Below are 24,992 nucleotides of genomic sequence, written 5' to 3' on the forward strand. Positions count from 1 at the left end.
TGGAACGGGCGGGACGGTGCGGTCAGCCCGTGGCGGCAGGCCGGCCGCGCGTGAGCCGTGCCACGACGAGCCCCGCGAGCAGCACCGCCGGCACGGTGAGCTGGAGCCAGAGGGCGGTGGTCCGGTCGCCGCCGATGAGCGTGGTGAAGTTCTGGATGATCAGCCAGATCGCCCCGGCGATGCCCAGCGCGCCCAGTACCGGAGCGACCAGCGTGTTCCAGGGCCGGGTGTCGGCGCCGGAGCGGCGGAAGAAGACGACCACGGAGACGGAGGTCAGGAAGTACAGGAGCATGATCCCCAGCACGGCGACCCCGCTGAACCAGGAGAAGAGCGTCAGCACCGGGTCCTTGCCCAGCATCGCGAACGGCATCACGAGGGCCAGCGCGATCACCGTCTGCACCAGGCCGGCCGCCCAGGGGGAGTGGCGCCGGTTGAGCGCGGTCAGCCGGTGCGGCAGCAGCCCTTCACGGCCCAGGGAGAACAGGTACCGGTTGGCCGAGTTGTGGAAGGCGAGGATGCCGGCGAAGAGCGAGGTGGCCAGCAGGATGGGCAGCACATCGCCGGTCCAGGCGCCGAACCGCGCGGCGATGGGCGCGAAGACGAAGCCGGCGGCGTCGCCGGACTCCAGCGCCGCTCCCGCCTCGGCCGTCGCCCGGGACGCCCCGTGCGCGGAGACCAGCATCCACGAGGTGAAGGCGAAGAAGCAGGTGATCACCGCGACCGACAGGTAGGTGGCCCGGGGGACCGTCCTGCTCGGTTCGCGGGCCTCCTCGCCGTAGATGGCGGTGGCCTCGAAGCCGAACATCGACGCCACGGCGAACATCAGGGCCACCCCCGGAGCCCCCTGGAGTGCGGCGGACGGCGAGAAGCTGCCGGTCAGGCCGAGCCCCTCCGGGCCGCCGCCCTTGAAGAAGGTCACGAGGGCGAAGGCGATGAGGATGCTGAACTCCGCCAGCACGAACACGGCCAGGACCTTGGCGCCCATCTCGATCCCGGCGGTGCCGAGGACCTGGACCGCCGCCATGGTGACCAGCGTCCAGACCCACCAGGCGATGTGGACATCGGCGTAGTGCGCCACCAGGGAGCTGACCGTGGCGCCGTAGAGCCCGTACATGGCGGCCTGGATCGCGCAGTAGGCGAAGAGGGCGACGCCGGCGCTCCCGGAGCCGGCGGAGCGGCCCAGCCCTTTGCCGATGTACGTGTAGAAGGCGCCGGCGTCCACCACGTGGCGGCCCATGGCCACGAAGCCGATGGAGAACAGCAGGACCACGGCGCCGGCCGCGAGGTACGCGGCGGGAGTCCCGGCACCGTTGCCGATGGCGACGGCGATGGGGACGGCTCCGGCGATCCCGGTGAGCGGTGCCTGGGCGGAGAGGACGAAGAAGAGGATGCCCAGGACGCCCAGGGAATCGGGCTTGAGCCTGCCTGTCGTGGAGGAATCGTACGCGGAGTGCGGGGCGAGCGCCGTCTGACTGTCCACTCGGATCACCTGTCGGGGACGGGGAGGGATGAGGGTCGTTTCTGTCCAAACGAATTGCCTCATCGTGAACGGGAACTATCCGTTTGACAAGGGGGCGGACGAAGATTTCCGGCCGTCACCGAGGGGGTCGTGGCCGGATCTGCTCGGTGCGCGACGAAAGACGCCGGACGCCGGGCGTCCGAGGATGTCGAGAACGTGTCACCGGCTCCGTCCCAGGGACATCAGCGGCCACCACCGGCCGCACAGGGAAGCCGCACATGGAAGAAGGAGAGACCGGCATGGCTGTTCAGCGGATGGACAACGTCGGCATCGTCGTCGAGGACATGGACGCCGCCATCGCGTTCTTCGTGGAACTCGGGTTGGAGCTGGAGGGCAGGGCGGAGGTCAAGGGCCTCGTCGCCGACCAGTGCACCGGACTCGACGGCGTCCACTGCGACGTCGCGATGGTCCGGACCCCGGACGGTCACAGCCGACTCGAACTGGCGAGGTACCGCAGCCCCGCGGCGACCGGCGCCGGGCCGCGCAACCGGCCGCACAACATTCTGGGCACGCACCGCGTGATGTTCGCCGTCGACGACATCGAGGACACGGTGGCCCGCCTGCGGCCACACGGCGCCGAACTCGTCGGCGAGATCGCCCGGTTCGAGGACAGCTACCTGCTCTGCTACGTCCGCGGCCCGGAGGGCATCATCGTCGGACTGGCCGAGCAGCTGGGCTGAGCGAGGGCCGCCGCGGGCTGTACGGGGACCCCGCTTCAGCGGGCCCGGCCCGGCGTGGGCCGCCCCCCGCGGAGGAGGGGCGGCCGTCCGGTCCGGATCAGGCGGTGCTGAGGATCCGGATCAGGCGGTGCTGAGGATCACGAGCCGCTGGGTCGCTCGCGTCATCGCGACATAGCGGTCGACCGCGCCCTCGATGCCCTCGCCGAAGTCCTGCGGGTCGACCAGGACGACCAGGTCGAACTCCATCCCCTTCGACAGCTCCGGGGACAGCGACCGGACCCGGGACGTCGCCCGGAAGGCGGGATCGCCGATGACGCAGGCGATCCCGTCGTCGTGCTCGGCGAGCCAGCCGTCGAGGACCGCGTCCAGGTCCGCGGCGGATCCGTGGCCGACGGGGACGCCGCCGCTGCGGATGGAGGTCGGGACGTTGGCGTCCGGGAGCGCGGCCCGGATGATGGGCTCGGCCGCCGCCATGATCTCCTCGGGCGTCCGGTAGTTGACGGTCAGGGAGGCCAGGTCGATCCGGTCGAAGCCGACCCGCTCCAGCCGCTCCCGCCACGACTCGGTGAACCCGTGCCGTGCCTGGGCACGGTCGCCGACGATGGTGAAGCTCCGCGACGGACACCGCAGCAGCAGCATCTGCCACTCCGCGTCCGTCAGTTCCTGGGCCTCGTCGACTACGACGTGCGCGAACGGCCCGGCGAGTCGGTCGGGGTCGGCGCCGGTCAACGCGGTCTCGTCCACCAGGGCGTCATGGAAGTCCTCGCCGCGCAGCATCGTCACCAGACCCATGCCGTACTCGTCGTCCGCGACGGCGATCAGGCTGTCCACGACCGTGTTCATGCGTTCGCGTTCGGCGGCCAGGGCCGCCTCGTTGCGGCGCTTCTGCCGTGCCGCCTCCGGATCGCCCAGGCGCTGGCGTGCCGCGTCCAGCAGCGGCAGGTCGGAGACCGTCCAGGCCTGTCCGTCCGCGCGCTGGAGCAGCCGGACCTCGTCCCGGCTCAGCCAGGGAGCGCACATCCGCAGGTAGGCGGGGACCGTCCACAGGTCGGAGACGAGGTCGGCCGCTTCGAGCAGCGGCCAGGCGCGGTTGAAGGCCGTCAGCAGTTCCCGGTTCTGCCGCAGCGACTTGCGCAGCAGCTCGGGCGAGACCTCGCCGTCCTCCGCCGAGGCGTCCCCCTCGTGCTTGTCCACCAGGAGGGTGAGCAGCTCCTCCCAGACCTGGCCCCGGCCCTCGTTGTGCGGTGTGCCGGGTTCCGCCGCCTCGAACGCCACGGCCCAGTCGGTGGGGGTCAGCAGGATGTCGGACCAGTGGGTGGTGACCGTCATCCCCTCGGTGGGCGGCTCCTCGTAGAACCTGACCGCCTTCTCGATCGCCTTCACCAGGTCCGCGGAGGACTTCAGACGGGCCACCTCCGGGTCGGTCTCGACCCCGGCCGAGGCGCCCTCGGCGACCAGGTCCCGCAGGACGCAGGTCTGCACGCCCTCCTCGCCGAGGCTGGGCAGGACGTCGGAGACGTAGGCCAGATAGGGCCGGTGCGGGCCGACGAACAGGACGCCTCCCCGGCGGTGCCCCAGGCGTGGGTCGGAGTGCAGGAGGTAGGCGGAGCGGTGCAGGGCGACGACCGTCTTGCCGGTGCCCGGACCGCCGTCCACCACCAGGGCGCCGCGGGATCCGGCGCGGATGATGGCGTCCTGGTCGGCCTGGATGGTGCCGAGCACGTCCCGCATCCGGGCGGAGCGGTCGCTGCCCAGGCTGGCGATGAAGGCGGACTGGTCGTCCAGCGCGGCGTGGTGCCCGGCGAAGGCGTCCGGGGTGAACACCTCGTCCCAGTAGTCGCCGATCCGGCCGCCGCTCCAGCGGTACCGGCGGCGGCTCGCCAGACCCATAGGGTTGGCGTGGGTGGCGCCGAAGAACGGCTCGGCGGCCGGCGAACGCCAGTCGACCAGCAGCTGGCGCCCCTCGCTGTCGGTCAGACCGAGCCGCCCGACGTACACGGGCTCGGGGTCGTCCGCGCCGACCATGTGTCCGAGGCACAGGTCCAGGCCGAAGCGGCGCAGGGTGCGCAGACGGGAGGTCAGACGGTGGATCTCGAGGTCCCGGTCCATCGCCTCCTGGCCGATGCCGCCGGGCGCCCTGCGGGCGGTGTCGAGGCGGTCGGTCAGCTCGGCGATCGTCTGCTCCAGGCACGCGGCGATGGCGGCGAAGTGCCGCTCGTCGTCGGCGATCAGCGCCGGGTCGGCCTTGGCGGCGAGGCGGTCGGGAAGGGCGAAGGCGCTGGAGGTCAGGGGTGTCACGGCATCAGCTCCGATAGGTGGTCGGGTGGGGGCTCGGCGGTCCCGCGCGCTCACGCGGGTACCGGCGGGCTGTCCCCGCTGATCTCGTCGAGCAGTAGTCGGGCGGCCACCGTCGTCCCGTCGGCGCGGATCGTGCCGGCGACGGCGGTGGCTCGTGTGCGGGTCTCGGGGGTCAGGGCCGTCTCGAGCGCGGCCGACAGGGAGGTGAGGGTGGGGGTCGGACCGTCGTGGGCGGCGCCGATCCCCAGGTCGGCGACCCGGCCGGCCCAGTACGGCTGGTCCGCCAGCTGGGGCACCACCACCTGGGGCGCACCGGCCCGGGCGGCGGTCGTCGTGGTGCCCGCGCCGCCATGGTGTACGACGGCGGCCACGCGGGAGAACAGTACCTGGTGGTTGGTCTCGCCGACGGCGAAGCAGTCCTCCGCCTCGTCGACCAGCGCCAGCTCGGCCCAGCCCCGGGAGAGCAGGACACGGCGGCCCTGCGCGCGGACCGCCTCGACGACCACCCGGGCGGCGTCCGGCGACGCGTGCAGAGGCATGCTGCCGAAGCCCACGTACACCGGGGGCTCGCCCGCCTCCAGGAACGCCACGAGGTCCTCGGGAAGAGGCCGCTCGTCGGGCAGGTACCACGCGCCGGGCTGGACGACATCGAGCTCCGGCCGGTCCAGCAACGGGTCCAGGACCGGATCCGTCGCCACCCACGGCCGCTTGCCGAGGACGTAGTCACGGACGCCGTCCACCGGCGGCAGGCCGATCGACGCCCGGTTCGTGTTGAGCGCCTCACCGAACAGCGCGTCGATACTGCGGGCGTCCATGTCCCACAGCACCCGGTGGTCGGTCACCTCGGGCGGCAGCGGGTGCCCCGGATAGGCCATCGGCCGGTGGTGCGGCGACGGCACGGTCAGCTGCTGGAAGGTCACGGACGCGCTGGGGATGCCCAGCTTCTCGGCCACCGACAGGGCCCCGGCCGCGGCCGGGATCGGGCCGGTCGCCAGCATCGCATCGCAGTCCTCGGCCGCCTCGGTGAGAGCGTCGAGCTGGGCGGCGATCACGGCCGCCGCGCGCTGGGGCAGGTTCGACGCCGAGGGGGCCGTGGACGACTTCATCAGCGCCCGGGCCGACGGACCGACCGCCACCACCGGCACACCCACACCGGCCAGCCGCCGCGCGAACTCCTCGTCGGACGGCGCGCACATCCGTACCTCGGCGCCGCGCTCGCGCAGCGCCACCGCGAGTCCCGCCATCGGTTCGACGTCTCCACGCGACCCAAAGGTCGACAACAGCACACGCACTTCGTGAATCTCCCCGTTTTCGCAGGTTCTGGCTTGAGGCCGTTGATTCTGCGGTACGACGGGGGCCTTGCCGCAAGCCCCCTGGTGCGCTATAAGTTGAGAGTGGAAAGGAGTCGGTGACCCCTTTCCTTTTCTTTTTGCCGACTCCTGTGACTGATGTTGCACACTCTTCCCATGACACGCATGAGGAAGGCCGGCGCCGCGCTGTTGGCAGCAGCGGCCGTGCTGATCGCGACACCCCCCACCGCCTCGGCCTCTCCGGTTCCGCACGGGACGTTCGTACGGGAGAGCTTCGACCGTCTTCCCCTCGGCCCGGTCACCGCCGGCCGCGGCTGGACCACCGACTCCGCGAACGGTTCGCTGAGCGTCGAACCCAGCACCACCGGTCACGGCCGCGAACTGCGGCTGCGCACCGAGGGCAACGGCCGGGCCTTCATGGTCCTGTCCGACCTCGCCCCGGCAGGCAACAGCTTCTGGGCCCGGCTGCGCCTGCGCGTGGACCGGTTCCCGACCGCTCCCGACTGGGCGCACTGGACCCTCGCGGAGGCCTCCGGCTCCGACACCCCCACGCTGGTACGGCCGTTGGGCGGCCAGTACGCCCCCACCGACCAGGGCAACTTCTGGGGCGTGGGCTCCGACCTCGGACCCACCGGGGACTGGACCGCCTGGAAGACCTCCGCTCCCGCCACGGCCGGCGTCTGGAGCTGCGTGGAGTTCCACCTCGACGCCACCGACAACCGCGTGACGGTCTATCAGGACGGGCTGGAGAAGCCCGAGTTGACGGTCTCCACCAAGGAACACGGCGGCACGGCGGGCGACTTCGTCTTCCCCCGCTTCGACCAGCTCAAGCTGGGCTGGCAGTTGTACCAGGCCGACCCGACTCCTTCGTCGTACGAGATGCGCATGGATGACGTGGCGCTGAGCGGCAAGCGGGTCGGCGGGTGCGCGTCATGACGGGCGGTCTCTCGCGCCGCTCGGTGATCGGCGGCATGGTCGGCGGGCTCGCCCTGTCGTCCGTGGCCGGGACGGCGTGGAGCAGCACAGGGCCGGACCAGCGGTGGAGCGGCGAAGGGCCGGGCCACCGGGAGCGGTACGTCCCGCTGGCGGTGGGTGCCGGGGGCGGTCCGGCCGGTTCGGACCGCGTGCACGTGCTGAAGGTCGGCCCCGACACGGCCCACACCGTCCTGGTGATGGTGCCCGGCATGTTCGGCGCCGCCAACGACTTCCGGCTCGTCGCCCGGGACCTCGTCGCCGCCCTGCCCGGCATACAGGTGTGGTCGTTCGACCGGCGCGAGGAGAACCTCGCCGACCGCTCCGGCTTCACCGGAGCGGACCCGGCCGGGTACTACCTGGACGGCCACTACCGCTCACTGGACCCCGCCGCCTCCGGCTTCGCCGCCGGATGGGGGCTCGCCAGGACGCTGGCGGACCTGCGTACGGTCGTCCGGGCCGCCGGCCGGGGCGGCGGCCGCCGGGTGGTGCTCGGCGGCCACTCCTGGGGCGCCACCACGGCGATGGCGTACGCCGCCTGGGACTTCGACGGCCACCCGGGGTACCGGGACGTGTCCGCCCTCGTCCTGGTCGACGGCGGTGTGCGGGGTGCCTTCGACGGAACGGGCGCGCCGGTGCAGAACGCGCCGGAGCAGGTGAAGGAGCGGCTCGCGGCCATCAACGGCGGAGCCGTCTTCGACATGACCCTGAGCGGAGTCGGGCTGGGCGCCCGGGCCGAGAGCACCCAGATCTGGTACCAGCTCGCGGGCTGGTACGCCCACCGCGACCCGGACGGCCGCTCGGTCCTCCAGCCCCGGATGCCCGACGCCCTGCGGCCGGGCGTGCCGGTCACCAACGCCGGGCTGCTGGGCGTCCTGGTGGACGCCGGGTTCGGCTGGCCCAACGACATCAGCGTCCACTCGGGCCACCTCGCCGACAGCGGTGATGTCCGCGGCTGGGTCGACACCGGTATCACCTCCATCGGCCGCGTGGCCACCGCCTACGCGGGCGGCCCCGAGCCGGCCGTGTGGCAGTGGTACTGGCCGGCCCGGCTGTCGGTGGACCTCGACGTCACCGACCCCTACCGGGACAGCGAGTCGGCCCGCTCGCTGGGGCTGCGGCTCCGGCACGCCGCGGGCCTGGACGTACCCCTGTACGCCTTCGAGACCAGCTACGCCAAGGGGACGATCGTGTCGGCCGCCCGCGAGGTCGTCGCGAACTCGCGTATCCCGTACGGGGCTTATGAGACGGACAACGGGATGAACCACCTCGACCCGCTGTTCGCCGCCCCGTCGCAGAACGCGTTGACCCGCACGCTCGTCCCCTTCCTCAGCGGAGTGCTACTCGCCTGAGGGCGCGGTCAGCGGAACCCCGAGCGCCACCGGGGTGCCGAAGTTCGGAGTGCCGTCGGCGTTCCAGGTGAACTTCTGCGCCCTGGTGGAGCGGTTCATGTCGCAGCCCCCGTTCGCCGAGCTGTTGGCGTGGTAGACCATCCAGTCCTCCGTGCCGTCGGGCGACTTGAAGAAGCCGTTGTGACCGGGCCCGTACACGCCGTTGGCGTTGGACCGCTGGAAGACCGGGTTCGGTGACTTGACCCAGGAGGAGGAGTTCAGCGGGTCACCGCCGTCGTAGGTGAGCATCCCCAGCTTGTAGTCGGGCGTGGAGCAGTGGCTCGCGGAGTAGACGATGAAGGTCCTCCCGTTGCGCTGGAGCACCTCCGCCCCCTCGTTGACCGCCCCTCCCACCGTCTCCCAGCTGTACGTCGGCGTGGACAGGATGCGGCGGGTGCCGCTCGCGGTCCACGGGTTCGACAGCGGCCGGATGAACATGGGCTGCGAGCCGTTGTAGAAGGTGCCCAACAGATAGAGCTGCCCGTTGAGTTGGAGGATGCCCGGGTCCAGCTCCCAGGTGTTGTCCTGGGTGGGGTCGAGCAGGTCCGCCTTGAAGGTGTAGGGGCCCATCGGGTCGAGCCCGGCGCTCTCCAGTACGTGGATGCGCTGGGTGCCCAGGTCGAAGGGCTCGCGTCCGGCCGTGTAGTAGAAGTACCAGCGCTTGCCGTTGGGCCCGTCGAGCAGATGGAACTCCGGGGCCCACATCGTGCCCGCCCCGTTGGGCCGGGTGAGGTTGAAGATCACCTGTTCGGTCGCGGTCGCCAGGCCCGCGAGCGTGCTCGCCCTGCGCATGGTGACGGTCGAGTTCCAGGTCGTCGTGGCGAGGTAGTAGAAGCCGTTGTAGTACGTCAGCCAGGGGTCGGGCCCGCGCTGGGCGATCGGGTTGGTGAAGGTGCCCGGGCTCGTGCCGCCGCCGGTGAAGCTCGGCAGCCGCCACACCCGGCCGTTGGCGGTGGAGCACGGCAGCTGCACCAGGTTGGTGTTGGAGGCCGCCGAACCACCGCTGGGCGCCATGCACTTGCCGGAGCTCACGGACACCAGGTTGAAGGTCCTGTCGGTCCCGGAGACCGTGACGGGGACGAGCCGCCACCGCTGGTTGGTGCCGCCGTGGCACGGCCACTGGATGATCGCCGCGTTGTCCGCCGTGGACGCGCCGTACACGTCGACGCACTGACCGGACCGCGTGGTGATCGTGTAGGTGTCCTCGGACCCCGCGACCGGGGTGAAGCCGAAGTTCTGGTTGGCCCCGGACGCGCACGCGAAGGCACGCAACTGGGTCCCGTTGGTGGACGAACCGCCGGCCAGGTCCAGGCAGTTGCCGCCGTTCTGGTTCACCCCGGTCGAGGTGAACGCGACGGCCGCGGCGGCGGGCGCGGGCGCCACCAGGAAGGCGACCGCCAGGGTGAGGGCGGCCAGGAGCGCGGAGAGCCATCGGGAACGAGTCACGGGCCGTACACCTTCGCTTCCAGGAGGCCGACGGAGCTGGAGCCGTTGCCGGTGAGCAGCACCCGCAGGCGTGTGGTGCTCGTGGCGGTGAACGTGACGGTGTTGTACTGGTTCTTGGCCAGGGAGTAGCCGCTCGCGCCGGGCACGTCGACGTAGGCGCCGCCGTTCCAGTACTGGAGCTTCCAGGAGGCCGGCATGTCGATGCCCTGGTCGTCGTCGAAGAAGTACACCTCGGCCCGGTCGACGGTCCTCGCCGTGGGCCAGGTCAGCTCGGCCCACTGCTGGCCGGTCTCCGGCCAGGTGCCCCAGCGCGGGTTGGCGGTGTCGTTGGAGGACGGCGGATCGATGCCGTCGTTGAGCGCGGTGACGCTCTCCCAGGGGGAGGTGTACGACGCGGACGGCGTCGCGGACGTCGCCTGGTTGGCGGGGGGCTGGGCGCCGCCCCGGTTGTACACCTTGATCTCGGTCAGGCCCGTCTTGGCGCCGGAGGCGTTGGTGGCCAGAACCCGGATGCGCTGGGCGGTGACGGCGGGGAACCGCACCAGGTTGTAGTTGGCCCGGGGCGCGGCCGGGCTCTTGGTCTGGCCGGGCACGTCCACCCAGGAACTGCCGTTGTAGGACTGGACGGTGTACGCGGACGGCGCCCGGTAGGTGCCGCTGGCGGGCCGGCTGTCCTTGAAGTACAGGCGCACCTCGTTGAGCGTGCGGGCCGTGCCGAAGTTCAGCTCGTACCAGTCCTGGCTGTTGGGCGAGCCGCCCGCGCCCCAGAAGGGCTCGTTGGTGGGCAAGCCGTCCACGGCGCCGGAGACGGCGGTACCGGAGCCGGTGTGGGAGGCGGACGCGGTCGCCCCGGAGGCGAAGTTGGTCAGGTCGGCGGTGAGGTCGACACCGGCCTTGGCGAGCATGTCGACCATGCGGGGGCTGTCCTGGACGACCTGTTGGGGAGCCTTGAGGCCGGGAGCGGCCGTGTGGTGTGTGACCGTGCCGCTGGTGGTCACGTCACCGGTGGCCGGGTCCCAGGTGAGGGGCACCAGGGAGGAGACGGTGGCGACCCGAGTGCCGTTGACGTAGACCGAGTAGCCCTCCGGGACGCCCGGGTAGCGCACCACGCCGTCGGCGGGGTCGTCCCAGACGACCGACAGGTCGGCACCCCGGTAGCGGAGGTTGTTGACGGTGAAGTGCGACCAGCCGATGTCGATGGGGGACAGCTCCACCTTGGCGTCGTTGCGGGGGCGCAGGCCGGCCACGTCCTCGATGACCGTCCAGTTGCTGCTGCCCAGGATGTTGTGGTGGATCCAGGAGCGGTAGGTGATGGAGCTGCCGTTCCAGTCGGCCCAGAACTCATTGGCGTCGGGCCACTGGGTGTTGCCGCCGACGTACTGCGCCCAGGTGTTCCAGTACAGGAGCTTCTTGTAGTCGGTGGCGTTCATCCAGGAGTTGGGGTAGTTGCGCAGCACCGAGGAGTACAGCCGGAACTGCACGGTGGAGTTGATGGTGGAGAAGTTGTTGGAGCCGGGCTCCCCGGCCTCGGCCGCCGCCTTCTTGTCGACCTGGTTGGCCGTGTAGAAGGGGAAGATCGGGTACTGCGCCGGGTCGTCGTACAGGCGCAGCGCCTGCTTGTAGGTCGCGGTGTCGGGGACCGCGCCGACCGCGAACGGGTAGTAGTTGTTGATCTCCTTCCAGGGCACCCACTCGTTGGTCGACTTCAGCCGGTGCTCGAACAGCTGCCGGTTCGGATTCCACAGCACGTTGACGATGGCGTCCTTGATCTGGCCCGCGAGCGTGCGCATCTCGGCGGCCTTGGCCGTGTTGCCGCTCGCCTCGTAGGCCTGCGCGGCGGCGAGAGCCCCGCTGTACTGGTAGGCGGACTCGGCGCGGTCCATCCGGCCGGGCTTCCAGTGGAAGGACACCGCGTCGGCGTCGTTGCCGGTCAGGGCGCCCCAGTCGTACTCGATGAGCTTGTTGTTGTCGGTGTCGTAGTGGGCGAGCTGGCCCTTGACGTCGCCCTCGGCGTAGCGGGCGAGGCTCGCGGCGATCGCGGGCTGGCCGCCGTGGATCTGGTAGCTCTTCCAGGCCGCCTCGGCGATGTACTGCGTGTAGCTGTTGGACCAGTTCTCCGGATCGCCGGGGTTGTCCATGAAGCGGCCGCCCTTGGAGGTCTGGCCGACGCTCAGCCAGTCGCCGTACGCGTAGGCCGGGTTGCGCAGGTACTTCAGGTCGTCGATGTGCATCGGCTGGGTGAGGGCGATCGCGTTGTTGTAGCCGAGGACGCCCTCCGTGGAGGTCGGGAACTGGAAGGTCTGCCCGGGGAGGTCCGCGTCGAGGCTGTTGAAGCGCATCAGCCACCAGCGGTAGTAGATGTTCTTCTTGATCGCGGGCTCGGGCACGTCGATGTAGGGCACGTTCTGCGCCCACCACAGGTTGTAGGCCCGGACATGGGTGGCGAAGGCGGTCGCGGAGGAGTGGCCGGCGTAGGCGGTGTACTCGGTGAGCGACTCGGGGATCTCGTCGGTGACGAAGCCCATCACGACCTTGGTGGTCACCGTGGCTCCGGCCGGGATCGTCACCGAGCGGCCCAGGCCGCCGTTCGAGACGGTGAAGCCGTCGCCCGTCAGGCGTGGCCGGATGGTGGTCAGGTTGTTGTAGGCGTTGACCTGCCCGGTCAGCTCGCTGCCGGTGCCCGTGGTGGCGTACGGCGAGGTCGCCCGCAGTTGCAGGGTGGTCGAGCCGCTGCCGTTGTTCCGGATCGACAGGTTCGTCACGGCCACGTTGTTGTCGGTGACGAACTTGGTCTGCTCGACCGTGACCGAGCCGCCGGTGTGGACGCTCTTCCAGTGGCTGGGCGTCTGGCGGCGCTGGGCGACCTGTTCGGTGAAGGTGCCCGGGGTGATCGCGACGGTGTAGGCGCTGTTGTCGTTGATGCTCTCCCAGTAGGCGACCTTGCCGGCGAAGCCCAGCCGGGCGGGGTCGTGCTCCTTCATGAACAGCGCGCGGCCACGGGTCATCAGCCAGGGCCCGGCCGGGTCGTTGCCGGAGCGGGCCAGCAGACGGTCCATCCAGAAGTCGGTCCCCGAGCTCTCGGCGTCGTAGATGCTGCGCATCATGTCGCCGGTGGTGTGGGCGACGGGCGGTGCCGGGACCGCGGGGCCGGTGAAGGTGGGGAAGCCGATGGTCTGCGCCGCGTGGGCCGGCGGGGCGGCGGCGAAGACGGAACAGACGAGAAGCGCCAGGGCGACAAGGAGGCGGTGCAGAACGGTCTCGGTGGTTCGTCTTCGCATCGGAGGCTCCCCTTTGCTGAAACGACCTAAAAGGTTTTCGCAACGTAGGAGCGGGCTGATGGAGTGTCAAGAGAGGTCGCTGGGGCCCGAGTTCGCCGACCGCACGGTTCAGGACAGGTTCACGACGTTCAGGACAGGTCCACGACGTTCAGGACAGGTTCACGACAAGGGGGCCGTCGACCCACGGATCACCACCCGGCAGGGCAGTGCCTCCACGCCCGAGCGCGTGGCACCGCCGATCGCGCCGAACAGGGCCTGGGCGGCCGCGCGTCCCACCTGCTCCAGATTCATGTCGACGCTCGTAAGGTGGGGGCGCGAACCGGAGGTCAGCACCTGCCAGTTGTCGAAACCCATCACCGACACGTCCTCCGGCACCCGCAGGCCGCGCTCGCGCAGCACGTCCATGACACCGCGGGCGATCTGGTCGCTGCCGCACAGCACCGCGTCCACGTCCGGCTGCTGGTCCAGCAGCAGCGCGGTGGACGCCCGCCCCCAGCCCTCCGACCAGGCACCGAACCGCGGTTCGCCGACCAGGCGGAGCCCGGCGTCGGCGAGCGCGGCCCGCGCCCCCTCGGCCCGCTCCCGCGCCGCCAGATACCCCGGGTCGCCGGTGATGTGCGCGATCCGGGTGCGGCCGCAGGCCAGCAGGTGGCCCACCGCCATCCGGCCCGCGTCGACGTTGTCCGGGACGATGGACAGATCGGCGGGATCGTCCGAGGGCGCGTACGCGTAGACGACGGGAACGGCCAGCTCACGGCCCAGGGACGGACGCGGGTCGGTGCGGCTGCCCACCACGATCAGGCCGTCCACCCGGCGCCCGAGCAGCGCGCGCACATGATGCTGTTCACGGATGGAGTCCCCGCGCGCGTCGCAGAGGAACACCGCGACCTCGCCCGCCCCGAAGGCGTCCTCGGCACCCATCAGTATCGGGATGCTGAACCGGCCCTCCAGGTCGCTGGTGAGCAGCCCGACCGTGCCCGTCCGCCCGGCCAGCAGCCCGCGGGCCAGCTGGTTCGGCCGGAACGACAGCCGCTCGGCCGCCTCGATCACCCGCTGCCGGGTCTCGGCGCGCACCTGGCTGCGGCCGTTGAGCGCCTTGGACGCGGTGGCGATCGACACGCCCGCCAGTCGGGCGACGTCGTTGAGGGTGGCGGGCTGCGGACGGGAGGGGTCGGCGGTCTGGGTCACGGGTGATCTCCTGTCTCGCGTTGCGCGGGCGAGGCCGTCGAGGGTGGCACGTCGCGCGTAAAACCGTACGCGACATGTTTCGGTCCAGGTGGGGACCGGCGGTTTCCACAGGTTTCCGTGAGGGCCCCGAACCCGTTCCGTGCAAGGGGATTGACGGGCTGTGAGGCGAGTCCTAACTTTCTGAAAGCCTTTTCGGTTCACCGAGTTGATCGCCTCCCGGAGTTCAGTGCCACCACGTCCGTCGTCCCGACCGGTCGGCCTGCTCATGGCCGCCGCCACACGAGGGGGATCGCCATGGGGAGCACGGCCGGACCAGCAGGACCCGCCCGCCGCCTGGTCACCGGTGCCGTCGCGCTGCTCGCCGCCGCGAGTCTGGTCACGGCGTGCGGCTCGGGGGACGGCGACTCCGGCAACGGGGGAGGGGGCGGGGCGAGCGTCGGGGGCGTCGACGACGGCGCCACCCTGACGATGTGGACGCGCGCGGCGACCCGGCCGCAGAGCGAGGCCCTGGTCAAGGCGTACAACGCGGCCCACAAGAACAAGATCGAGCTGACCGTGATCCCCACCGACGACTACCAGGCCAAGGTCGGCGCCGCGGCCGGCTCCAAGGACCTGCCCGACCTCTTCGCCTCCGACGTGGTGTTCGTCCCCAACTACACCTCCAGCGGCCTCTTCGCCGACCTCACCGAACGCGTCGACGCCCTGCCCTTCGCCGACAAACTCGCCCAGTCGCACATCAAGGCCGGCACCTACGAGGACAAGAAGTACGTCGTGCCGCACACCCTGGACCTGTCGGTGCTCTTCTACAACAAGGACCTCTACCGCAAGGCGAAGCTCGATCCCGAGAAGCCGCCCGCCACCCTGGCCGACTGGGACCGCCACGCCCGGGCCGTGGACGCGCTCGGCGGCGGGGTGAACGGCACCTTCTTCGGCGGGAACTGCGGCGGCTGCGGGGTCTTCACCTGGTGGCCGTCCATCTGGGCCGCCGGGGACGACGTCATGAACGAGGACGGCACCGAGGCACAACTCGCCTCCCCCACCGCGAAGAAGGTCTACGACACCTACCGCGGCTGGGTGCAGGACGACATCGTGGCCCCCGGCGCACGCGACGAGACCGGAGTGACCTGGACCGGGGTGTTCCCCAAGGGCAAGATCGGCGTGATGCCCATGCCGTCGACCACCCTGGGGCTGATGCCCAAGGGCCTCGACCTCGGCGTCGCCCCCATCCCCGGACCCGACGGCGGCAGGTCGACCTTCGTCGGCGGCGACGCCATCGGGATCTCCGCCACCAGCGACAAGGCCGACCAGGCCTGGAACTTCCTCGCCTGGTCCGTCGGCGACAAGGCCCAGGTCGACGTGGTCGCCGCGCACAAGGACGTGGTGGCGCGCACCGACCTCGCCTCCAACAAGCACTCCGAGGCCGACCCGAGGCTGGTCACGATCAACGAACTCGTCGCCGACGGACGCACTCCGTACGCGATGAAGTTCGGCCAGACCTTCAACGACCCCAACGGGCCCTGGCTGACCCTGATGCGCGACGCCGTCTTCGGCGACGGGGCCTCCGTCGACAAGAACAACGACGCGGTCACCGCCTCCCTGGCCGACTGAGCCCGCAGACCGACCAGGCGGCCCCACCAGACCGACCAGGCGGCCCCACCACGCCGACCGCCCCCGCCCGTACGGCAGAGGAGGACCATGCAGGTGAAGGCCCCGGACCGGGCGGCAGCCGAGCACCCGGTCCGGCCGGACACCCCCGACCGACGCTCCCGCACCCCCGCCCTCCTGCGGCGCTCCCGCACCCTCCAGGGCATGGCCTACGCCGCGCCCACGGCCGTGTTCGTCGCCGTCTTCTTCCTCCTGCCGCTGCTGCTCGTCGGCCAGATGTCGCTCAGCGACTGGCCGTTGCTCGCGGGGGACCGGGGCGGCAACGCGCCCGAGAACTACACCGACGCCACCGACAGCACCCTGTTCTGGCCCGCCGTCCGCTTCACCCTCCTGTACACCGTCCTCGTCACGGTCGTCCTGCTCGGCCTCGCGCTCCTGCTCGCCCTGCTGGTGCAGGAGTCCCGCCCCGGCGCGGGCTTCTTCCGCACGGTCTACTTCCTGCCCGGCGCGCTCGGGCTCGCCTCCGCGTCCCTGCTGTTCTGGGGCCTGTACAGCCCCTCCACCGGCCCCCTCAGCCGCACTTTGGAGCGGCTCGGCCTGGTCGACGACCCGGTGTCCTTCCTGGGCACACCGACCTCCGCCCTGCTGTCGACGGTGTTCCTCGTGGTCTGGAAGTTCGCCGGGTTCTACATGCTGATCCTGCTCGTGGGCCTCCAGCGCATCCCGCACGAGGTGTACGAGGCGGCGCGGATGGACGGCGCGAGCCGCGGTCAGATCTTCCGCTCCATCACCCTGCCGCTGCTGCGGCCCTCCCTCGCCCTGTCCCTGCTGCTGTGCGTGACCGGCTCGCTGCTCGCGTTCGACCAGTTCTTCGTCCTGACCAAGGGCGGACCCGACAACAGCACCGTCACCGTCGTGCAGTTGATCTACCGCGAGGCTTTCCAGCGGCTGAACCTCGGCACCGCCGCGGCCCTGTCGATCATCGTGCTGGCCGCGCTGCTGCTGCTCAACGTCCTCCAGTTCCGCGGACTGCGGCACGCGGACGACTCGTGACACCCGCCGCCATGAGAAGGGACACCCCGGTGCTCACCCGTGCCCTCGGCCGGACGCCCCACTACGTCGTCGCCGGAGGCCTGGCCGTCATCTTCCTGTTCCCGCTGCTGTGGAACACCTGGGCCTCCTTCAGCGCCCAGCCCGGCACCGCCCAGGAGTCCGGCTACGGCTTCGGTAACTACCGCACCCTCCTCGACTACGACGCCGGCCTCTGGCGCTACCTCCTCAACAGCACCGTCGTCTCGGCGCTCACCGTCGCCCTGACCCTCGGCGTGTCCCTCCTCGGCGGCTACGCCTTCGCCCGCTTCCGCTTCCCCGGCAAGAACCTGCTGTTCCTGCTGACCCTGGCCATCCTCATGGTCCCGTACGCCACCCTCCTCATCCCGCTCTACGTACTCCTCGGCCGGCTCCACCTCCAGAACTCGCTGATCGGGCTGAGCCTGGTGCTGGCCATGTTCCAACTGCCGTTCGCCACCTTCATGATGCGGATCTCCTTCGAGGCGGTGCCGCGCGAGCTGGAGGAGTCCGCGCTCGTCGACGGCTGCGGCACCGCGGGCGCCCTGCGCCGCGTCCTCCTCCCGGCCGTCCGCCCCGGCCTGATCACCGTCGGCCTCTTCGCCTTCCTCGCCGCCTGGAACGACTTCATCGCGCCCCTGATCCTGATCTCCGACAGTGAGAAGGCACCCCTGCCGCTGGCCGTGGCCAACCTGCGGCAGCAGAGCATGGGCGCCGTCGACTACGGGGCCACCGAGGCGGGCGTGGTGGTCCTCGCCGTGCCCTGCCTCCTGCTCTTCCTGCTCCTGCAACGGCACTACGTACGAGGCTTCATGTCGGGTGCGCTGAAGGGATGATGCGTGAAGGAGAACAGCATGGGGTCACCCGTCGTACCGGTGGCACCGAGCCGTGGCAGGCTCCGGCCGCTCGGCCTGGACGAGGTCCGGATCACCGGCGGATTCTGGGCCCGGCGCCGGCACCTCAACGCCACCGTCTCCCTCGACCACTGCCGTGACTGGATGGAACGCGTCGGCTGGCTCGGCAACTTCGCCTCGCCCGTCGAGGCCCGGCGCGGACGGGAGTTCGCCGACTCGGACGTCTACAAGCTGCTGGAGGCCATGAGCTGGGAGGACGCGTACGACGTTCCCGACCCCGTCGTGCAGGCCGTCGCCTCCTTCCAGGAACCCGACGGCTACCTCAACACCGCCTTCGGCCGCCCCGGCCAGCATCCCCGCTACAGCGACCTCGAATGGGGCCACGAGCTCTACTGTTACGGCCACTTGATCCAGGCCGGTGTGGCCCAGATCCGCACCCAGGGCGAAGGCGAACTGGCCAAGGTCGCCCGGCGGGCCGCCGACCACGTGTGTGCCACCTTCGGCCCGGGCGGCATCGAGAGCGTCTGCGGCCACCCCGAGATCGAGACGGCCCTGGTCGAACTGGCCCGCGCCACAGGTGAGCAGCGCTACCTCGACCAGGCCACCCTCTTCGTCGACCGCCGCGGCCAGCGCACCCTCGCCGACCCCGAGTTCGGCCGCGCCTACTACCAGGACGACATCCCCGTACGGCAGGCCACCGTCCTGCGCGGCCACGCCGTCCGCGCCCTCTACCTCGCCGCCGGTGCCGTGGACGTGGCCGTGGAGACCGGCGACGACGACCTGCTCGCCGCGGTCGTACGCCAGTGGGAGAGGACGGTCGCCCGCCGCACCCATCTCACCGGCGGCATGGGCTCGCACCACCGCGACGAGTCCTTCGGCGACGACTTCGTCCTGCCCCCGGACCGTGCCTACTCCGAGACCTGCGCCGCCGTCGCCTCCGTGATGCTCAGCTGGCGCCTGCTCCTGGCCACCGGCGAGCCCCGCTTCGCCGACCTCGCCGAACGCACCCTGTTCAACGTCGTCGCCACCTCCCCGGCCGAGGACGGCCGGTCCTTCTTCTACGCCAACACCCTGCACCGGCGCCGCCGAGGCACCCTCCCCGCCCCGGACGCCGTGAGCCCACGCGCCGAATCGAGCCTGCGCGCCCCCTGGTTCGCGGTCTCCTGCTGCCCGACCAACGTGGCCCGCACCCTGGCCCTGCTGCCGGGCTACCTGGCGACGGCCGACGACCGGGGCGTCCAACTGCACCAGTACGCCGACGCGGAGATCACCACCGGCGGCATCGCGCTGCGCGTCAGCACCGACTACCCCTCCGACGGGCGCGTGACGATACGGATTGATGCCACCCCGGACCACCCGTGGACCCTCTCGCTGCGGATCCCCGCCTGGGCGCGGGGCGCCACCGCCCGGCTGACCGCCCCGGACGGGGCCCAGCGCGCCGCCGCCCCCGGCACCGCCGAGCTCACCCGCCGCTTCCGGCCCGGTGAGGAGATCCGGCTCGACCTGCCGGTGGCCCCGCGCTGGATCGCGCCCGACCCGCGCATCGACGCGGTTCGCGGCACGCTCGCCGTACAGCGCGGCCCGCTGGTGTACTGCGCCGAGTCCGTGGACCTGCCGGGCGGACGGGACGTCGACGCCGTACGGGTCGATCCGTCCGCCGAACCGGCCGACGGCCCGGACGGCACCGTGGTCGCCGCCGGTGACCTCACCGCGCCGGGCGAATCCCACGACGCCACTTGGCCGTACGGTCCGGCCGACCTGGCCTCCCCTCCCGCCGGTGAGCGCTCGGGGATCGTCCTGGTGCCTTACCACTCCTGGGCGAACCGCGGTCCCTCGACCATGCGCGTATGGCTGCCTACGACCGACGCGCGAGGCCGGTCGTGAACGGGCCGCCTCCGCGCCACCCCTGCCCGCCGACGACCGACGATCGGAGTACGCTCGTGTCCCAACCCCCCACCCGACGCCGCCTGTTGAGCCTCGCCGCCGGAACAGCGGCCGCCGTCCCCCTGGTCCACGCGGCGACGCCGGCCCACGCGGCACCCGCCACCGCCCCGGCCGCCGCCACCCCCGCCGAGGCGCCCGACTGGGCCGTCCACCCCTTCGCCCCGCACCAAGTGGCCCTCGGCGACAGTGTGTTCCGCCGCAAGCGCGACCTCCTGCTCGACTACGCCCGCACCTACCCGGCCGACCGCATCCTGGCCGTCTTCCGGGCCAACGCCGGACTCGACACCCGAGGCGCCCGGCCGCCCGGCGGATGGGAGACCTCCGACGGCAACCTGCGCGGCCACTTCGGCGGCCACTTCCTCACCCTCGTCGCCCAGGCGTACGCCGACACCCGCGAGTCCGCCCTCAAGTCCAAGCTCGACCAGCTGGTCGGCGCCCTGGGCGAGTGCCAGCAGGCCCTGGCCGAGCACGGCACCCCGAGACCGAGTCACCCCGGCTACTTGGCGGCGTATCCGGAGACGCAGTTCATCCTGCTGGAGAGCTACACGACGTACCCCACCATCTGGGCGCCGTACTACACCTGCCACAAGATCATGCGTGGGCTCCTCGACGCGCACACCCTGGCCGGCAACCAGCAGGCCCTGGAGATCGCCTCACGGATGGGCGACTGGGTGCACAGCAGACTCGGGCACCTCCCGCGGGCGCAGCTGGAGCGTATGTGGTCGATCTACATAGCCGGTGAGTACGGCGGAATGAACGAGGTGATGGCGGACCTGCACACCCTCACTGGCAAGGCGGAGCACCTCGCCGCCGCCCGCTGCTTCGACAACACCGCCCTGCTGGCCGCCTGCGCCGAGAACCGCGACATCCTGGACGGCCGGCACGCCAACCAGCACATCCCGCAGTTCACCGGCTATCTGCGGGTGTTCGACCGGACGGGGGAGGAGCGCTACGCCACCGCGGCCCGCAACTTCTGGGGCATGGTCGTCGGGCCACGCACCTACAGCCTGGGCGGCACCGGACAGGGGGAGATGTTCCGGGCCCGGGCGGCCATCGCGGCCACCGTGGACGACAAGAACGCCGAGACCTGCGCGACGTACAACATGCTGAAGCTGAGCCGGCAGCTGTTCTTCCGCGAGCCGGACCCCAAGTACATGGACTACTACGAACGCGGCCTGACCAACCACATCCTCGCCTCGCGCCGCGACACGGCCGTGGCGGGCAGCCCGGAGGTCACCTACTTCGTCGGCATGGGGCCCGGGGTCGTGCGCGAGTACGGCAACACCGGCACCTGCTGCGGCGGCACCGGCATGGAGAACCACACCAAGTACCAGGACTCGGTGTACTTCCGCTCCGCCGACGGCAGCGCCCTGTACGTCAATCTCTACCTCGCCTCGACCCTGAGGTGGCCCGAACGGGGGTTCGTCGTCGAGCAGACCAGCGGCTTCCCGGCCGAGGGCGTCCGCACCCTCACCGTCCGCGAGGGCAGCGGCCCGCTCGACCTCAAGCTGCGCATCCCGTCCTGGGCCACGGCCGGCGTGACCGTCACGGTCAACGGCGTCCGGCACCCGGCCGAGGCCGTGCCCGGCAGCTATCTCACCCTCAGCAGATCGTGGCGCCCCGGCGACCGGGTGCGCGTCTCGATGCCGTACCGGCTGCGGATCGAACGGGCGCTGGACGACCCTGCCGTCCAGTCGGTGTTCCACGGGCCCGTGCTGCTGGTCGCGCAGAGCCCGGCGCAGGGATTCCGCGCGTTCTCCTTCTACAAGGACTTCACCCTGCGCGGAGACCTCGCCGGCGCCATCAGACCCGAGGGCCGGCCCCTGCACTTCACCACGCACGGGCTGACCCTCGCGCCGTTCTTCGTCGCGGACGACACCCGCTACCACGCCTACTTCCGGCGCTCCGAGCCCGTCGTGGTGTTCGGCAGGGCCGACTCGGGCGTCCCCAACCGCGCCCGCGGCGACCGCCTGACCTTCCTGGACGTCCTGTGGGACCAGGCGCCCTTCGCCACGGCCGGGCGGTTCGTGGAGGCGGTGCGCGCCCTCGCGGACACCTGGCTGTCCGCCGGGCTGTTCACCCGGACCGAGCGGGACGCTGTCGTCGCCGCCGCGGTCCGGGCGGACCTCAGGAACTGAGGGCTCAGCGCCGTACGAGATCGATCCGGTACGTCGTCGTCCGGGACCCGTCCTCACCGGTCACGGTGACGACGGCCCGGGTCCGACCGTGCTCACGGACCTTGTCGACCGTGACGCTCGCATAGGGGTCGCGTGTGGTGGCCGTGACCACGGCACGGGCCGGATCGCGGGTGACGACCCGGTAGCCGGTCGTGTCGGGGTCGAAGCCGGCCACCGGCACACCGGCGACCTCGATCGACGCGGCGGCGGCGTCCGAGGAGACGCCGGGGGCGTCGGCGTACACCTCGATCTCGCTCAGGGTGATGTAGCCGCCGGGCCGGGCGGTCATGGCCACGCGTACGCCCGTCGCCGGGCCGGTCGCCTCCAACGGTATGTCGACCACCGGGGTGCCCTCGGTGCCCACCGCGATCTCGCCGCTCGCGTCGGTCCAGGTGCCGTCGGTGCCGCGCACCTGCGCCTTGAGGGCCGACGGGAAGGAGACGTTGGTCCCGTCGCGGTGGAAGTGCGCCACGACCCGGTTCAGGTCGCGGGCCGCCGGCAGGGCGAAGGTGATGGTGTCGGAGGGGTTCTTGGTGCCCGACCTCCAGTTGGACCAGGCCTTCTCGGCGGTGTCGCCGTTGCGCAGCCGCTCGGCGGAGTAGCCGCTCTCCGTGTACGTGGCCGCCACCGACACACCGGCGTCCGGGGCGATGTTGGTCTGCACCGGTTCGCTCACCTGCACACGGACGCTCGCCCCGGCCGTACCGCCGTCCACGATCCGCGCGGTGCCCCGCAGCGTGACGACACCGGCCGCGTCGAACGCCCCGTCGGGCGCCGCGTCCCAGGTCACCGGGAGGTCGGTCCTGCCGCCGTGGGTGCCGACGCCGACGACGGTGACCGGCAGCGCGGGGCTGCCGCCGACGTAGGTCTTGGTGCGACCGGGCAGGGTCGAGGCGATCGTGTCGACGGTGACGACCGCCTTCGCGGCGACCAGCCGGCCCAGCGGATCGGTCGCCCGGCCGGTGACGCGCACGGTGCCGGGCTCACGCCACTTGCGGTCCGGCAGCACCTGCCACACCACGGGGAGCGCGCCGCGGGCGCCGTCCCGGTACACCGGCGTCACCGTCTGCGGCAGCTTCGGTGCCAGGCCGGGGACGGTGAACACCTCGGCCTGCTCGGTGCGTTGCACGGTCTCGTCGGTCACGGTCCAGCGCTGGTTCGCCGCCGAGGTCGGGGTGTACGTCGACACCCGGGCGCCGTCCGCGGTGGACTGTCCGGCCACGTCGAGGAGGCGGCCGGTGGCGGCGTTGACGAAGGTCCAGGTGCCGTCGCCGGTGGTCGACAGGATCCACTGGGCGGCCGGATCGGGCGCGGTGTCCGCCGGGTCCTCCAGGACGGCCTGGTTCTCGCGCACCGCGAGTTGTTTGCCGGTGGTGGCGCTGGTCAGGGCATAGCGCTCACCGTGCTCGTTGCCGGGCGTCAACTGCCGTACGGACCACAGCTGTTCGGCGCTGCCCGGGTCGGTCGTGCGGATGACGATACCGCTGCCGTCCGCCGCCGGGGCGAGCGACTTGCCGCTCTGGGCGCCCTGGAGCCGGTAGACGTGGCCGGGCTGGACGAGGGCGGCGTCCTTCGCGACCCCGGAGACACCCTCGACCAGGAAGGTGGTGACCGACTTCGCGGGGACGGTGAGGGTGGCCGAGCGGTCGGTGACCTTCACCGGGGTGCCGCGGACGAGCGCGCCGTCGGCGCTGGTCACCACGGGCGTGACGGTGGCACGTGAGGCGACCTTGGCGAAACGGGAGAGGTCCAGGGTCACGGAGCGCGCGGACGTGCCGCCGTTGACGTGCACCACGGTCGCCGCACGGCCCGACTTCTTCACCGCGGCGACGCTGTTGGTGTCGTCGGTCTTCACGAAGCGGTCGCCGGGGCGGATGTGATGGGTGAAGTTCCGGATGGTGTGGAACTTCGAGTTGGCGCGGATCGGGCAGGTCTCCAGGGTGTCCCGGGCCGTGCAGTTGAACGGCACGTGGATGCTGCCCCAGTTCTTGCCGGCCGCGGCCTGGGGGATCGAGTCCTCGACGGGCTGCCAGAACACCCAGGCGGCAGGCTCCAGTTCCCGCATGTCGTCCACCATCCGGGTGGCGATGCCGAGCCCCGGTTCCATGCTGGTGAAGTCCGTGCCGGTGCCCCAGGTGCCCTCGACCTCGCTCATCCACAGCTTCTTGTCCGCGCCCTTGGCGATGTCCCGGGCGCTGGTGCGCTGGCCGGTGCCGTAGGTGTGCACGTTGAGCTGGTCGACGGCGGCACGCGCGTCGGCGCCGTAGGCGTTCCAGTTCTGGGTGAAGATGCCGGGGTTGGTCTCGTCCATCGCGGAGAGGTCCGCGTCGGTGCTCGCGCCGTCGAGTGCCTTGTCGAGGGCGAGGATCACCTTCTGCTGGAGAGCGGGTCCGGCGTGCGCGCCTTCCTGGCGGCCGCCCGTGGGCTGCCCGTCGGCCCCCAACTGGGTGCCCCAGTAGTTGGTGTTGGGCTCGTTGAGCGGATCGATGGTGTCGAAGTCGATGCCGTGTCGCTTCTCCATCTCCTCCGTCACGCGCACCAGATACGTCGCGAAGTCCTCGACGCGGTCCGCGCGGATCTGGTCCGTGTTCGCGTCGAAGCCGCCGGAGACATACCCGCTGACCGTCTGGAACCAGGGCGGGGAGTTGCTGAACGCCTCCCACTTGGTGACCTTGTCCTTGACCTGGTCCACCCACCAGCGCTGTCCCGCGTCGGCGCCCCAGTCCCAGTGGTCGGGGTTGTCCGGGTCCCACCAGTCCATGTCCGCGCGGGTGGTGCCCTCGGGGGCCTTCCAGAAGCCGTCCATCGTCGCGCCGGCCTTCATGTAGTCCTTGCGGACGTCGGGTGCGTTGCCGCCGCCGATGTTGTAGCGCGCGATGTTGAGGGCGAGCCCGTCCTCGCCGAAGAGCATGTCGACGAGTTGTCTTCGGATCGGCTCGGGATAGCCGCCGGTGGCGTTGGCGAACCAGACCAGGCTCGTCCCCCACCCCTCGAACTCCTGCTGCTGGTACGACGGATCGACGCGCACGGTCACCGAGCCGGGCGGAGGGGCCTCGGCGGCTGCGGCGGTGGGGGCGGGGCCGGTGACGAGACCCGCCCCGAGGACCACGGGTATCGCCGGCGTCAACGCCCGGGCGATGCGATGTCGACTGGACACGGAACTCCCTTCACAGAACAGAGGGAAACAGAATCGACCAGAAGCGATCGGGCTCAAGGCATGCTCAACGACGGAAATGAACACGTCAATACAGGGGACGCAATC

Annotated in this window: 15 protein-coding genes; 8 read left to right on the forward strand and 7 right to left on the reverse strand. The window is 71.2% G+C overall.

Annotated elements, in window-relative coordinates; translation table 11 throughout:
- Nucleotides 1–22: 22 nt before the first annotated feature.
- Nucleotides 23–1,480 carry an APC family permease gene (locus tag K4B79_RS22785; RefSeq protein ID WP_232028715.1) on the reverse strand — a complete coding sequence of 486 codons (1,458 nt, stop codon included), beginning with the start codon at nucleotides 1,478–1,480 and terminating at the stop codon, nucleotides 23–25.
- Between the two features lie 278 nt (nucleotides 1,481–1,758).
- Here K4B79_RS22785 and K4B79_RS22790 point away from each other — a divergent pair, with 278 nt between their 5' ends.
- On the forward strand, nucleotides 1,759–2,199 hold the full coding sequence (locus K4B79_RS22790; protein ID WP_232028716.1) for a VOC family protein: 441 nt from the start codon (nucleotides 1,759–1,761) through the stop codon (nucleotides 2,197–2,199).
- A 120-nt stretch (nucleotides 2,200–2,319) separates the two neighbouring features.
- On the opposite strand, the gene helR is transcribed toward K4B79_RS22790, so the two are convergent.
- A complete protein-coding gene (gene helR, locus K4B79_RS22795; protein WP_232028717.1) occupies nucleotides 2,320–4,497 on the reverse strand; it encodes an RNA polymerase recycling motor ATPase HelR in 2,178 nt (725 codons plus the stop codon).
- Nucleotides 4,498–4,547: 50 nt separating this feature from the next.
- On the reverse strand, nucleotides 4,548–5,789 hold the full coding sequence (locus tag K4B79_RS22800) for a glycosyltransferase (protein ID WP_308280466.1): 1,242 nt from the start codon (nucleotides 5,787–5,789) through the stop codon (nucleotides 4,548–4,550).
- A gap of 174 nt (nucleotides 5,790–5,963) precedes the next feature.
- On the opposite strand from K4B79_RS22800, the gene K4B79_RS22805 reads away from it, so the two are divergent.
- Both K4B79_RS22805 and K4B79_RS22810 read left to right on the forward strand, forming a co-directional pair.
- Entirely contained in the window at nucleotides 5,964–6,743 is a 780-nt protein-coding gene (locus K4B79_RS22805) for a hypothetical protein (protein ID WP_232028719.1), read from the forward strand.
- Nucleotides 6,740–8,131, forward strand: a complete 1,392-nt coding sequence (locus tag K4B79_RS22810) for an alpha/beta hydrolase (protein WP_232028720.1) — start codon at nucleotides 6,740–6,742, stop codon at nucleotides 8,129–8,131. Before K4B79_RS22805 ends, K4B79_RS22810 begins: the two co-directional genes overlap by 4 nt.
- Here the strand turns inward: K4B79_RS22810 and K4B79_RS22815 are convergent.
- From K4B79_RS22815 to K4B79_RS22825, 3 genes are all read right to left on the reverse strand, one after another.
- Nucleotides 8,120–9,616: a family 43 glycosylhydrolase gene (locus tag K4B79_RS22815; RefSeq protein WP_232028721.1), complete on the reverse strand. Its 1,497-nt coding sequence runs from the start codon at nucleotides 9,614–9,616 to the stop codon at nucleotides 8,120–8,122. The two genes, K4B79_RS22810 and K4B79_RS22815, sit on opposite strands and share 12 nt — an antisense overlap.
- A complete protein-coding gene (locus tag K4B79_RS22820; protein WP_232028722.1) occupies nucleotides 9,613–12,894 on the reverse strand; it encodes a discoidin domain-containing protein in 3,282 nt (1,093 codons plus the stop codon). The genes K4B79_RS22815 and K4B79_RS22820 overlap by 4 nt, the downstream gene beginning before the upstream one ends.
- 159 nt (nucleotides 12,895–13,053) lie before the next feature.
- The gene (locus K4B79_RS22825; protein WP_232028723.1) at nucleotides 13,054–14,082 is read right to left on the reverse strand and encodes a LacI family DNA-binding transcriptional regulator; all 1,029 of its coding nucleotides are present in this window, start codon (nucleotides 14,080–14,082) and stop codon (nucleotides 13,054–13,056) included.
- A gap of 294 nt (nucleotides 14,083–14,376) precedes the next feature.
- On the opposite strand from K4B79_RS22825, the gene K4B79_RS22830 reads away from it, so the two are divergent.
- The 5 genes from K4B79_RS22830 (at nucleotide 14,377) to K4B79_RS22850 (ending at nucleotide 21,691) form a co-directional block, all read left to right on the forward strand.
- Nucleotides 14,377–15,690 (forward strand): ABC transporter substrate-binding protein, encoded by a 1,314-nt coding sequence (locus K4B79_RS22830; protein ID WP_232028724.1) that lies wholly within the window; start codon nucleotides 14,377–14,379, stop codon nucleotides 15,688–15,690.
- 87 nt (nucleotides 15,691–15,777) lie between these two features.
- Nucleotides 15,778–16,740 carry a carbohydrate ABC transporter permease gene (locus K4B79_RS22835; protein ID WP_232028725.1) on the forward strand — a complete coding sequence of 321 codons (963 nt, stop codon included), beginning with the start codon at nucleotides 15,778–15,780 and terminating at the stop codon, nucleotides 16,738–16,740.
- Between the two features lie 29 nt (nucleotides 16,741–16,769).
- On the forward strand, nucleotides 16,770–17,591 hold the full coding sequence (locus K4B79_RS22840; protein WP_308280479.1) for a carbohydrate ABC transporter permease: 822 nt from the start codon (nucleotides 16,770–16,772) through the stop codon (nucleotides 17,589–17,591).
- Between the two features lie 18 nt (nucleotides 17,592–17,609).
- Nucleotides 17,610–19,493, forward strand: a complete 1,884-nt coding sequence (locus K4B79_RS22845) for a glycoside hydrolase family 127 protein (protein WP_232028727.1) — start codon at nucleotides 17,610–17,612, stop codon at nucleotides 19,491–19,493.
- A 56-nt stretch (nucleotides 19,494–19,549) separates the two neighbouring features.
- Nucleotides 19,550–21,691: a glycoside hydrolase family 127 protein gene (locus tag K4B79_RS22850; protein ID WP_232028728.1), complete on the forward strand. Its 2,142-nt coding sequence runs from the start codon at nucleotides 19,550–19,552 to the stop codon at nucleotides 21,689–21,691.
- Nucleotides 21,692–21,695: 4 nt separating this feature from the next.
- On the opposite strand, the gene K4B79_RS22855 is transcribed toward K4B79_RS22850, so the two are convergent.
- The gene (locus K4B79_RS22855; protein WP_232028729.1) at nucleotides 21,696–24,887 is read right to left on the reverse strand and encodes an RICIN domain-containing protein; all 3,192 of its coding nucleotides are present in this window, start codon (nucleotides 24,885–24,887) and stop codon (nucleotides 21,696–21,698) included.
- Nucleotides 24,888–24,992 lie beyond the last annotated feature (105 nt).

The organism is Streptomyces lincolnensis, assembly GCF_021173675.1.
In the GTDB taxonomy this organism is placed as follows: Bacteria; Actinomycetota; Actinomycetes; order Streptomycetales; family Streptomycetaceae; genus Streptomyces; species Streptomyces lincolnensis_B.

Bases quoted from the DNA above. Each gene is read 5' to 3' on its own strand.
- K4B79_RS22810 (WP_232028720.1), top strand. From the start codon at position 6,740: ATGACGGGCGGTCTCTCGCGCCGCTCGGTGATCGGCGGCATGGTCGGC.
- K4B79_RS22830 (WP_232028724.1), top strand. From the start codon at position 14,377: ATGGGGAGCACGGCCGGACCAGCAGGACCCGCCCGCCGCCTGGTCACC.
- K4B79_RS22835 (WP_232028725.1), top strand. From the start codon at position 15,778: ATGCAGGTGAAGGCCCCGGACCGGGCGGCAGCCGAGCACCCGGTCCGG.
- K4B79_RS22820 (WP_232028722.1), bottom strand. From the start codon at position 12,894: ATGCGAAGACGAACCACCGAGACCGTTCTGCACCGCCTCCTTGTCGCC.
- K4B79_RS22845 (WP_232028727.1), top strand. From the start codon at position 17,610: ATGGGGTCACCCGTCGTACCGGTGGCACCGAGCCGTGGCAGGCTCCGG.
- K4B79_RS22790 (WP_232028716.1), top strand. From the start codon at position 1,759: ATGGCTGTTCAGCGGATGGACAACGTCGGCATCGTCGTCGAGGACATG.
- K4B79_RS22805 (WP_232028719.1), top strand. From the start codon at position 5,964: ATGACACGCATGAGGAAGGCCGGCGCCGCGCTGTTGGCAGCAGCGGCC.